Source organism: Paraburkholderia sp. Ac-20342 (assembly GCF_017104985.1).
Classification (GTDB): domain Bacteria; phylum Pseudomonadota; class Gammaproteobacteria; order Burkholderiales; family Burkholderiaceae; genus Paraburkholderia.
Genome location: NZ_JAAGPQ010000023.1, coordinates 1 through 12,206, shown reverse-complemented (window position 1 = coordinate 12,206; position 12,206 = coordinate 1). Strand labels below are relative to the sequence as shown.

General features: G+C 61.1%; 9 protein-coding genes. 1 reads left to right on the top strand and 8 read right to left on the bottom strand.

All coding sequences use genetic code 11. The features are described from left to right. Window positions 1–12: 12 nt before the first annotated feature. From G3N58_RS12195 to G3N58_RS12160, 8 genes are all read right to left on the bottom strand, one after another. On the bottom strand, window positions 13–2,244 hold the full coding sequence (locus tag G3N58_RS12195; protein ID WP_167042538.1) for a polysaccharide biosynthesis tyrosine autokinase: 2,232 nt from the start codon (window positions 2,242–2,244) through the stop codon (window positions 13–15). A gap of 15 nt (window positions 2,245–2,259) precedes the next feature. Then, entirely contained in the window at window positions 2,260–2,697 is a 438-nt protein-coding gene (locus G3N58_RS12190) for a low molecular weight protein-tyrosine-phosphatase (RefSeq protein WP_167042536.1), read from the bottom strand. Then, window positions 2,694–3,773: a polysaccharide biosynthesis/export family protein gene (locus tag G3N58_RS12185; protein ID WP_240158974.1), complete on the bottom strand. Its 1,080-nt coding sequence runs from the start codon at window positions 3,771–3,773 to the stop codon at window positions 2,694–2,696. The genes G3N58_RS12190 and G3N58_RS12185 overlap by 4 nt, the downstream gene beginning before the upstream one ends. Window positions 3,774–4,057: 284 nt before the next feature. Continuing rightward, window positions 4,058–4,804 carry a carboxypeptidase regulatory-like domain-containing protein gene (locus G3N58_RS12180; protein WP_205999269.1) on the bottom strand — a complete coding sequence of 249 codons (747 nt, stop codon included), beginning with the start codon at window positions 4,802–4,804 and terminating at the stop codon, window positions 4,058–4,060. 19 nt (window positions 4,805–4,823) lie between these two features. After that, the gene (locus G3N58_RS12175) at window positions 4,824–7,199 is read right to left on the bottom strand and encodes a YjbH domain-containing protein (protein ID WP_167042532.1); all 2,376 of its coding nucleotides are present in this window, start codon (window positions 7,197–7,199) and stop codon (window positions 4,824–4,826) included. Window positions 7,200–7,223: 24 nt separating this feature from the next. Beyond that, window positions 7,224–8,603, bottom strand: a complete 1,380-nt coding sequence (locus tag G3N58_RS12170; protein ID WP_167042530.1) for an undecaprenyl-phosphate glucose phosphotransferase — start codon at window positions 8,601–8,603, stop codon at window positions 7,224–7,226. A gap of 905 nt (window positions 8,604–9,508) precedes the next feature. Continuing rightward, window positions 9,509–10,777: an isoprenylcysteine carboxylmethyltransferase family protein gene (locus tag G3N58_RS12165; protein ID WP_205999268.1), complete on the bottom strand. Its 1,269-nt coding sequence runs from the start codon at window positions 10,775–10,777 to the stop codon at window positions 9,509–9,511. A gap of 77 nt (window positions 10,778–10,854) precedes the next feature. After that, window positions 10,855–11,988 carry a collagen-like triple helix repeat-containing protein gene (locus tag G3N58_RS12160; RefSeq protein WP_346778265.1) on the bottom strand — a complete coding sequence of 378 codons (1,134 nt, stop codon included), beginning with the start codon at window positions 11,986–11,988 and terminating at the stop codon, window positions 10,855–10,857. On the opposite strand from G3N58_RS12160, the gene G3N58_RS34630 reads away from it, so the two are divergent. Beyond that, window positions 11,978–12,206 (top strand): hypothetical protein (locus G3N58_RS34630; protein ID WP_346778264.1); only part of this gene is annotated, 229 nt, incomplete at its 3' end. The genes G3N58_RS12160 and G3N58_RS34630 overlap by 11 nt on opposite strands.

Genomic DNA, 12,206 nt, shown 5'->3' with positions numbered 1-12,206 from the left:
CTCGCAGCGTGCTCATTTCGCCGGCTTCTGGTTCTGATACTGATAGGCCACGTAGCGGTACGAGCCATATTTCGAGCGATAGCCGAACGCGCGCGCATCGACGCCGTTGAAGATCACGCCCCTGAGCGGGGCGTTCGAGCGTTGCAGTTGTCGTGCGCTCTCTGTGAGTTCGCCGATCGTGGTCTTCTGGAAGCGTGAGACCAGGAACACGGTACCCGCGATTGTCGCCATCACCGGTGCGTCAGAAACAGCCAGTACCGGCGGCGTGTCGATGACGACCATGTCGTAACGCTCGCTCAGCGATTCCATCAGGCGGCTCATGCTTTCGCTGAGCAGCAGCTCCGACGCATTGGGAGGAATGCTACCAGTCGTCATCAGATCGAGTCCCTGCGATACGTCGTACTGGATCGCGGCTTCAGCCGTCGCCTGGCCGGCGAGAACATTAGACAGACCCGTGCCGCGCTTGCGGCCGAAGTACTGGTGCAGATGGCCGCGCCGCATGTCCGCGTCAACCAGCAGAACGCGCTTGCCGCCGCCGCACAGGACGGCCGCCAGGTTCGCGGAGATGAACGACTTGCCGACGCCTGGTGCGGGGCCCGTCAACAGCAGCCGATTATTCGGTGCTTCGAGCATCGCGAAGCTGAGAGCCGTGCGCAGGCTGCGCAGACTTTCAATCGAAGGGTCCGTCGAATTGGTTTCTGCGAGCAGGTATTTGCCCTGCTTACCCGCCTGCATCGATGCATTCAGAGGCTTCTGTGCCTGCGAAAGAGGGATCGTGCCGTACACGTTGAGACCCGCGTAGCGCTCGATATCCTGCGCATCAGTGACTCCGCCATACAGCATTTCCCGCGCGAATGCCGCGCCGATGCCGAAGATCAAACCGGCGATCGCGGCGAGACCGATTACGAGTGGCTTCTTTGGCCATACCGGTTCGTCGGGCAAGCGCGCAGGGTCGACCAGACGCACGTTGCCGACCTTGCCAGCCGAAACGAGCTTCAGTTGCTGGATCTCGTTTAGTGTGCCGACATAGATATCCTGTGCGACCTGCACGTCGCGCATCAGCGACACCGCGTCCTGATCGACGTTCGGCAGGCGTTTGAGGTGGCCGTTGACGTCACCGAGCTTGGATTTCATCTCGTCGATCTGTTGATCGAGAGCGGCGATTGCCGGGTGGCCAGGTGCATAGCGCGAGGCGAGATCAGCGCGCTTCTGTTCCAGATCGAGCAGGCCGCTTTGCGTCGCGACGCTTTGCTGCAGAAAGGTTTGCGCTTCGAGGTTTACATCGAACGAGCCGCGCTGATTGCGCATTGTGGTGTAGCGCTTCTCGGCAACTTCGAGATCGTGCTTGAGGCCCGGCAACAGCGTCTCGAGATAGTGTGAAGACTGGTCCGCTTCGGCCGCCTTGCGCTTCACGTTCTGCTCGACATAGGCCTGGCCGATCTGATTCATGATCGACGAAATCAGTTGCGGATCGGTGCCGCGCAGCGAGCCGGTAATGATGTCGCTCTGCTTGCCTTTCTGCTGCATGTTCAGCTTGTCTTGCAGATCGGTCAGCGTCTTGAGCTTCGATTGCCGCTTGAGAACGAACGTGGCGCCTGGTTTTGCATGCACGTCGCGCACGAGCAGGTGGATATGGCCGACACTCTGTTCGACGTCGACCGCCTGGCCGATTACGCCTTCGATCGGCGAGTCGAGGTCCGATTGCTTCAGGATGAAGCGATGGTTGTCGAGCAGCGTCAGCTTGAAGCGTTCGTCGTACAGTTCTTTCGGTACGTCGAACTCACGCACGTCGATTGATTCCGTGCCCCATGCAAAGCCCCCCCAGCCGAGCAGGCCAGGATTAGACAGGGTTTTCGCATTGGCCGCGATCAGCCAGCCGACCAGCGGGAAATAGCGGGGCTGCGCGTCGATATAGAGGCGCAGGTTTTGCACGGCCTGATCCACCACGAACTGCGACTGCAAAATTTCCAGTTCACCTTCGGCTTGCGTCTTGACGTCGAACAGTGACGACACGTCGCCGAGTAGAGTGCTTGCACTGGTCGGATTGTCTTCCTCGACCTGGATCATCATGTCCGCCTCGTACGTCGGTCGCGCGAGGAACGCGTAAGCGGTTCCGAGCAGCGTGACCGCGACGAATATGCTGATGATGAGCCAGCGGTTCGAGATCACGATGTCGAGGTAGCGAATCAGGTCGCCGTCCTCGTCGATGTGGTCCTCGACCGGTATATCCAATCGGTTGTTCATGTTGTTGTTTCCTCGTTAGGCCATGGCTTTTATGCGAGGCGTCCATGTATCCACGCCTTGCCGGATCAGATCGAATGCGTCGTAGAACTGTGCAATCGGTTTCGTGTAGGGGTCGGGCACGTCGAAGCGTCCGATCTCTCCGAGCCGGAACACCTTTCCCGACGCGCCCGGATGGCGTCGCATGATTTCGTGCTTGTGCGAGGCTTCCATCGCGAGAATCAGATCGGCGCCGCCAACCAGGCCGACGTTCAATTGCTGTGCGCGATGGGAGGTGATGTCGAGTCCTGACTCGGCGCTTACACGCACCGCGAGCGGGTCGGGCCCGCAGCCGACGACTGCGTCGAGCCCGGCAGATATGACGGTGACGCCGTTCAGCTCGCGCGCGAGCAGGTACTGAGCCATCGGGCTGCGGCAGATGTTGCCGACGCAGACGACCAATATGGTGTTGATCATTTGGTCACTATCGCCGCGGTGAGTCCGGCATTGATGGCCGGCAGCAACAGGCTCAGCACGCGCGAGAAGCGCACCAGGCCATTGCCGTCGACATAGACGATGTCGTGCGGATTCAATTCGAACTGATTTGCGAGCAGCATCGCCACCGGCGAGCGTGCAGCGAGGTGATAGACCTGTGGGTGCGGGCTCAGCGAATCCCGTATCACGTAGACTTCGGACGCGTCGGCGGTACTGCTATTCAGGCTACCTGCTTGCGAGATGGCGTCGCTTAGCGAGAGGCGGCCGTTGCGCATGGGTAGCGCGGTCAACGGCTTGTTGACTTCACCCATCACATACACGCCGTTTTCGTCGCGCGCGAGCACGCGCAGCAGATCACCGTCATGCAGTACGATCTTCGCCGGATTGATACCCGTGTCCAGCATGTCGGTAAGGCTGATCGGATACGAACGGCCGTTGCGCACGAGCACAAGATGGCTTTGGTCGGCGGTATCGCTGAAGCCGCCTGCGCGATTGATCGCGTCGTACAACGTCATTGGAATATCGTTGAGCGGCAGGGCACCCGGTGTATGCACCTGGCCGTCCACGAACACCTGTTTCGCGCGGAACGACGCGATACGCACCGTCACCTGCGGCTTGATAAAGACGTTGGCGAGACGTGTAGTCAATTCGCGTTGAACTTCGGCGGGTTTGAGCCCTTCGACGTGCAGGTTTCCAACATAGGGGAATTGCAGATTGCCGTCTTCGTCGATCACAAAGCCAGGTGCCGGATCGAACGCGCGCGTCGTCGTCTGTCCGCTCGGTGCCTGAGCGGCAACGAGTTCCGGGTGATCCCACACCGTGATCTGCAGTACGTCGCCCTTGCCGAGCGTATAAGCAGCGGGAGCCGACATGAGATCGCGAAGCTGATCGGAGCGTGTCTGCGCGAGCTGGTTTTGCATCTGCGCGATCAGAGTAACGTTGATGTCCTCGATCGATACTGGCAGATTCGTGGCCGGCGTTTGTGCGTCGCCGGTCGTCACCGGGAGCGCTGTTGGTGTACTCATCTTCATGCCCGGCGCGGCGGCACACGCCACCATACTTGCACACGCGGCGATTGCGGACACGCCGCGCACAATCCTCAGGCTTCTGCCGATTGCATTTACATCCACTCTCATTTCACTGCTCCGTAAAGCCGTTGGCCATTAGCGTGCTCGATGCCGTTTGCGGATCACCGCGGCGGCCGTCACACATTTAGTGTTGGTCGATGCTGTAACTGCAGATGACCGATGCTTGCTTGCCTGCGGAACTCGCTTGCATTGATCTTTTTGTTGAGATGGATCGGCGGGAGCGTGAGCGTTCCCGCGCGATCATGTGATGCCGCCTACTTCGTCGACGTTCCGGTTCCGCCCGAACCACCCGTCCCACCCGTCCCACCCGTCGGATTCCCCCCCGTCCCACCGCCCGAAATCGGCGCGGCCTGACCTGCCGCCAATGCCGCCGCCGCCAGCGCCGCCGCCGGCTGGCCGTTGCTCGTGATCGCTCCCGCGGTCTGCAGCGTGTCGAGATCCGAGTCGGCGCCGGCGGAGCCCGGCGTAAACGCCACCGTCAGGAACGACGAGGAAGACAGCGTGATGCCGTACTTGTCCTTGATGAGCTTCGCGACCGCAGCTTCCGCATTTGCGATGACCGTGCTATTCGAAAGCGCGCTCTGGTAAGACGCATTCGACGAAATGCCCGCAAGTAGCGCGCTTTCCGTCGTGCCGAGTTGGCCGGCCAGGTAGCTCAGCAGCAGTTCGGTGAGTGGCGTCACGTTGTAGGTGCCGGAACCGGCCGCGAACGAATGGATCGTCACCGAACCGCCGCTTGCGGTGATCACGCAAGGTCCATCGAAACTGAAGGTGGCTTTATAGGCGCCATTCGAATCGGATGTGGTGCTTCCCGATCCGTTCTTGCAGGTCAGCGTGACGTTCGCGCTGGCAAGGGCGGCACCGACCGCGGTCGTGCCGCTGATCGTCGCGGTAGGGGCGGAGCCGACGTCGTTGCCACCGCATGCAACCAGCGCGCTGGCAGCGAGCATCATCGATCCGTACTGGAGGGTGCGCAGCGTAGCACCGTTAAGAAGTTTCATCGTGTATCTCCAAAGAAGGTTATTCACACTTGACGGGCATTAACGCCAGTCCATCGCTTACACCTGACAGAACCTGTTTTCCGCAGTCGCGACGCAAAAGTGCGATTCCCATCGGCGACTCTTGCGCACCCGTTTGCGGCGCGGTTTTCTTTTCATTGCGATCGGGATGGCCGTAACGCAAATAGGCGTCGCGCATCCGGTAAAGCTGCGTGGAGAAGTACTCGCCACTAAAGCGACCCTGATTCAGCAGGTATTGCTGCGTGCTATACGGAAAGCTCATGTTTTCAGCGGCATTGGCCGACAGGTAATTCGTCGAACCGACGCGCGTGCGGAAATCGAGGCCGAAGTCTTCCGAGCCATACACCTGCGTAATGCCGGGCTGCATGCCTTGACGCGGTGTGAGCGGGAAGCTGACCGCCGCGCCGACGAACGTGCCTTGGCCGCTGTGTTCCCCATGCACGCTGACGGATACGTCGTCGAACCAGCGCGTGAGCGTGGCGACAGGGCCTTTATCTCCGCCGACGAAACGCGCGACGCCGGCTTCGATCCATAGCTTCCACGCGGGCTGTACCCAGCGGTAAGTCAACTCCGCGTTCTTTTCGCTCGGCAGGTCGTCGTGGCCCGGTTCGTGGTGCAGATACGCGAGCCGCAGACGAATCAGATCGGGACGGCCCGGTACGAAGACGGTCGTTTCGTTTTGTGCGCCGACATACGAGTAATCGAACTTGCCGACCGACAGCACGTTGAAAACCCGCGGCGCGATCCAGAAGCTCTGCGCGAGAGCCACGGCGTTCAGACCGCCACGCAGGCGGTAGTCGCTGAACACGCGGCCGTCGTCCATGTTCTTCGTGTTGTAAAGCGGTGCGATATAGCTCGCGTACAGCTCCGCGCCGCGCCATAGCGGCACGAAGCCCTGAATGTTGGCGCCGAGCGAAATATCAAATACGCCGTATTCGGTGCCGTACAGGTAGCTGACGACCGGCTCGATCTGGATGCGCGTAAGCCCGTGCTTGCGCTCGTCGCCATGCCAGGAAATCGAGTCGGGGTCATAGGTCGGACGCGTGCGCATCGTCAGCGACGCGCTAGCGGCCATTGGGTCGCCACCGGCCATAAATTGCGCAAATGCGTCGCGATCGACGGTCACTTCGCCGAGCGGCTCATTGGCCTTCTTGATCACGACGTGAATCTTGCTGGTACCGTGCGGTGCGTTGACGCTCGCCACACCGAGCACGATGCCGAGTGCGTCGGTTTCATTCTGGTTGTAGCGATGGTTCTCATACTCGACGATCAGATCGTGACCGCTGATACCGACGCGCACGCGCTCGAGCCCTGCGGCGAACAGATGTGCGGCGATTTCGTCGAGCGAGGACGTATCGAGCGCTTCCGCCAGTGCGGGCGTGTCCGCGGATTTCGCTGGCGTCGCGTCGCTCAGCATGACCGACGCGTACGATTGCAGCGGTGGCACGTAGCTGATCGGCGCGCTGGCTAGTGCGTTGGTGCTTGCCGTTGCCGCACGTACGTTGACGGGGGGCAGGCTTGCGAACCGTAGCGGTTCGTCGTCTTTCGCCGCGGTGGTTTGCGTGGCGCCGGTTTGCGGGCCTTCGCACAGGCCGTTTTCGCAGCGCGCGCCGCTAAAGCGCTTGCCGAGCGGAATCTGAATGCCGACCGAAAACGACGTGCGCGGCGATACGCCATTCGTCGAGCGCAGCGATCGCGCGAAGGTGCCGATTACATTCGCGTCGGCGAGCCAGCTGATTCGCGGCGATTGATAACGTACGCCCGCGTAAGGTGTTTTCGAATCGTCTTCCGCGAGCAGGGACAGACCGGTATGCCACAGCGAGAGCTGCGCACCGCCGAATAGCCCGTCGAGGCGATCGCCCTGACCGTAACCAGCAGTCAACGTCAATGGTCCGAATGCCTGTGAAACGACACCGTATTTCGACCGGAAGAAATGTGTTTGTCCGCCGATGTCGCTGAGGCCGAACGCAATCGTTGGCTGGTATTTGAAGAACTTCGGTACTTCGACTTTCAGGTTTCCCATCAGGTGACGGAAAAGAAAGCGTTCCTCATTCGAATACGGTACGTGCACGTTGGCCGGATAGTTCGCGAGGCCGGCCGACAGTTCGACGTATGGCAGCAATCCCACCGCGCCCCAGTAGATCTGGGAACCGGTCGCCTGCGTCCCATAGCGCGGATCGATGTAGTTGTTGTACTGCGTTTCCACCATTCCTTCGGGCAGCGCAAACGCGTAAGGAATCACCAGGCCGCCGGCCTGGCCGAGTGCGCCCAGGGCGGGATCGGTCGCATGGGCCAACGCCGGGAATGCAAGCGTCGCCGCGAGCGCCAGAGCCGTGGGTGTCGGATGAGACGTCAGTCCGCGTAGTTTCGTGGCCATGCGTTGTTGTCGTGGGTACGGATATCAATACGCGTTGCTGTGAACGAATCCTTTGGCGATAGTCGCCGCGACGATTCGCATGTCCAATCCGAATGACCAGTTCCTCAGGTAATAGAGATCGTGTTCGACGCGCTCCTGCATCTTTTCGATGCGATCGGTTTCGCCTCTGAAACCGTTGATCTGTGCCCATCCTGTAATGCCGGGTTTGATCCGGTAGCGATGGATATAGCCGTTCACCACTTTCTGATAGAGCTCGTCGTGTTCGATCGCATGCGGACGCGGACCGACCACCGACATATCGCCGCGCAGTACGTTGAAGAACTGCGGTAATTCGTCGAGACTGGTGCGGCGGAGAAACGCGCCCACGCGCGTAATGCGCGGATCGTCTTTGGTTGCCTGCTTTACTACGCCGCTCTCGACCACATGCGGACGCATCGAGCGAAACTTGTAGATCTTGAAGATTTGTCCGTCCGCGCCCTTGCGCTTCTGCGTGAAGAACACCGGTCCACGCGAAGAGCACTTCACGGCAATGGCGATTGCGAGGAGCAGCGGTGCGAGTGCCAATAGCGCACAGGCGGCGAATATGCGATCGAAAATCTCTTTCTTCACAAGCGCGCGCGCAGGTACCGGCGATGCGACGAGGTTGATCGCGGGCATACCGATCAGATCGATCATGCCGCTATCGAACAGCGCAACACTGCGCATGTCGGGTACGAAACGCACGTTGACGAGATCGTCGCGGAATTCCGCGACGAATCGCGAGATGGTGCGCTCTTCGGAAAGCGGCAACGCGAGCCATACTTCCTGCACGTCGTGAGTGCGGACATAGGCGGCGAATTTCCCGACGTCGTCGTATACCGGCACGCCTGAGCCGGCGGTGCTGATGACCGGTCGTGCGTCGAAAGCCGCCACTGCTCGAAAGCCGCTACCGGCGGCTCCTTCGATCGTGCGCACGACCTGCTGGCAATGTGCTCCGCAACCGACGACGGCGACGTGCCTCAGGTTCATGCCGGCATAGCGAAGACGCGCGAGCACCATGTGCACTGCGACGCGAGAGGTGACCAGCGCGCCACCGGTCATTCCGGTCCAATAGGCGAACCACAGCCGCGAGATGAAATCGGACCGATGCAAGGAGAACATCAATACGAGTCCGCAGCCTTGCACGACCAGCCACGCGAGCGATACTTGCCCGATCATGCGCAGCATGGCTCTGCCGCGCCATGAACCGTACACGCCGAACATCGGAAACAGCACCAGCGTAAAAGCGGCGGCAAACGCGACGAAAGCCGTATCGAGACGGCTCTGCGCTAGGTCTTCGAATCTCACATGCGATGCAACCAGCGATCCTAGAACGACAAGCGTCACATCGAGAAGACGCGCAATCAGGCTGTGCAAGCCTGGCATCGCTCTTCTGTGGTGTGAAAAATCTGTCGTTTCCATTTCTTCTTTCCCCGCGCGCATCTTTGGCGCCAAATGTTTTTTGTCGATCTGTGCAATGCGTATTTCGCTCGCACAGATCAGGTCTCTCTTTTTGTTTGCTCTTTACTACTGCTCTATCGTCGTAAAAGACGACATTGCCTCGCCACGCGATAAGCGCGCAATTCAAGACACAAACCGGATTGCACCCGACCAGCCGCAGTTACATGGCTGAACGAGCCTGAACAACGATGGGGAACGTCCTGTGAAACCGACGGCGCCAGTTAGACGCATGCGGCGCTTCACATTGCATCTGCAGCGCCGTACTGCGAAACGCACTGACGCTACGCGTTGAGGAGCCTGACCTGATAACCCCCGATCAGATCAGGCGTTGACGCGAACGCAATATTGCCCACTGCTTTCTAAGCCACGTTCTGTACCGCGGTTCATAAAAAGCAGAAAGCATGCCAATAGACATGTTCCCGTTGCTCGGTGGCGAAGCGAACGGGATAAAACCTTTTCTGACAATGCTTTACGGGTATCCGCAGAGCATGGGTGATGTGGCGGGCAGCGTTCTGGCGTGTATGAAGGAGCTGGCCCGTTACGTTACGTCTCCCGTAACGGACCGTACAGGAAGGAACGGAGTAGACGCGTTTCGCTGCGCCATTTCTAGGTTATATCGGAGGGTGCTGGCAGGGTCTGTTTGAATCGAACGTTTGAGGGAGTTGCCGCTAACTTGTGTGGAGAGAAAGGAGAAGGCGGACGAGTTCTCGTCCGCCTTCGAAGTGCGTCAGCCAGAATTGGCGGCGCGAGATATATCGTAATAAATGGAGTAATAGACAGAGTGCACCAATAAAACAACTCAACTACCGCCTGCGTGATTTCAAGTACTTTTACCCAAACACCCTCAAAACCCTCGCCACCACCCCATTCCTCCCAATCCACTCCGCGTAAGCCCGATACTCCGGATCATTCATCAAATGCCGTTCCTCGGTTTTTGCTCGCAAAAAATAAAGCAGGTTGATACCGATCAACCCCGTGCAATGCATGAGCGCGACGCGCCAGCCGAGCGGCTCGATGAAGGGCACCGAGATCATCCAGTACGACAGATTCTTCGAGATATAAGCCGGATGCTTGGTGAAACGATAAGGCCCTGAAGTAATGATCCCGCGATTGGTCAGATTGGAAAAGCGCAAGCCGAACGAGATCGTCGACGACGCATAGCACAGCAGCAGCGCGACGATCACGACGCCCCAGACGATGCGCAGCGTCGGCACCGAAATAAGCCAGTTGTCCCAGAACACCGAACCTTCATAGCGCAGGTACTGGTTCGCCATTACCGACCAGAACGGTTGATAGCAGATGAGCGCGACGAGCCAGCCGAGCGTCGTCGGCTCGGCGCTGCGCACGTGGCTGTCGAGAATGCGGAACGTGCACAGATAGCCCACCGTGCCGAACATCAGGTCCATCGAGTACGACAGGTCGTACATGAAGCGGAACGAGTCGAGCGTGAAGGGTGCGTTCAGCGCGGCGTTCAGCGAACCGTTCAGATGATCCGCGTTGGTCGACAGATAGACGGTCATCAGCGGCAGGAAAAACGCCTTCACCATCCAACCCGCCAGCATCTCCCGCAGCGGACGCCAGTTGGCGGGGCGCTCGCCGCGCAGCAGCAGGCGTCCCCATACGAGGTACGCGTCGTCGGTGTCGCGCTGGCGGCGGTCCATCCACGCGAAATAAAACGGTGCCGCGACGATCACGTACGGCGCGAGCGTGCGCAGCAGCGTCCAGTACGGTTCGTAGAACGCGCCCTGGTATTCGGGCAGCAGGAAATAGAGCAGGCCGATGCCGGCATAGATCGACGCAAGCGCGGCGAGCCGCACCGCGACGCGCGCGACACTGAGCGGCCGCACCGCGTGGCCCGCCAGTCCGGCGCTCGGGCGCAAATAGACGCGCGCGACGAACAGATCGTGAAGCGCGATCGTCGCGATGATCGCGAGAGACGCGAGTACGCCGCGCGTCGCGCCGTCGAGTGTCGTGCTGTTGCGCAGCAGCCAGAGCGTCAGCAGGCCCGCGGCGATGCCGACGAGGCCGACCGAAAACGGAGCCGCCGAACGCGGGCGAGCGTCCGGCGCTTGCGCGACGGTATCGATAGTGGAGTTCATGCCATCCTCGTAGTCATGACATTGTTAGCGGCCGGGCTGTTGATTTTTTAAGGCCCGGCCGCCGTATCGAAGAACGCTTACTTGCCGGTCGTGGCGACGCCGCCGAGCAAGCCGCCGACGAGGTTCGTCACCGGCGCGAGCAGGCCCTTGTTGCCCGAGCCGCCGCTGCTCGTGCCGCTCGACGAACCGCCGGTGAGGCCGGCGAGCAGGCCGGTCACCGGGTTGGGCGTGGCACCGCCGCCGCCCGAGCCGCTGGTTCCCGCGCTTGCGCCCGCGCTGACGGTTCCGCTCACCGAGACGGTCAGCGAGCCGACGAGGCTCGTCACCGGCGCGAGCAGGCCGCCGCTGCCCGAGGTGCCGCCGAGCGAACCGACCTTGCCGAGCAGGCCGGTGACCGGGCTCAGCAGGCCGCCGAGGCCGGCCGAACCGCCGGTGCCACCCGTGCCGCCCGTGCCACCAGTACCGCCGAGGCCAAGGCCGAGATTTCCGAGCAGTCCGGTGAGCGGCGGGATTGCGATGCCGCCCGAACCGCCGCTGCCGCCTGCGCCGCCGAGTCCGCCCAGCAGTCCGGTGAGCGGTGCGAGCGGATTGGTGGTCGCTCCGGTGAGCAGGCCGCCCGTGCTGGTGACGGTCTTGCCCAATTGGCTCACGATGCCGCCGACGTCCTTGCCGACCTGATCGTTGGTGGAGTTCGACAATTTCAGACCTGCCGAGTCGATGCCGTTGCCGAGCGTGCTGAGCAGTTTGTCGAGCGGCGTGCCGAGGCCGGTCGCGTTGCCGAGCGTTTGCGTCGTATTGGAGACGGTGAGCGTGATCGGATTGATCACCGAGCTGAGCTGCGTTTCGACCTGCTGCACCGGCGTGCTCGTCAGTACCTTGTTCAGTCCCGAGCCGACGGCGATGACGCCGCCGCCCACGCCATCGACGACGCCGCCGAGCGTCGAGGTCACCGGCGCCAGCGGCTTGAGCGGCCCGCTGCCGAGGCTTGCCACGACGCCGCCGACCGACTTGACCGCGGCGCCTGCATCGGAGACGACGCCCGAGGTGGAAGTCAGCGTCGGGCCGAGCGGATTGGCCGAGCTGCCGAGCGAGCCGAGGCCGGCTGCGGCGCCGTTGCCGAGCGTCTTCACGCCGTCGCCGAGATCGGTGAGCGCCGCGCCGAGGTTGGTGGTCGTCGCGCTGTTGACGCCGGGGATCGACGTGCCGGACACCTTGCCGCCGGTATCGGCAACCGTGGTGCCGACGGCGGTGATGAGGTTGCTGGCCTGGGTGACGACGTTGCCGATCGGGGTGGAGGAGGTGCCCGAAGTACCCGAAGTACCCGAAGTACCCGAAGTACCCGAAGTACCCGAAGTACCCGAAGTACCCGAAGTACCCGAAGTACCCGAAGTACCCGAAGTACCCGAAGTACCCGAAGTACCCGAAGTAC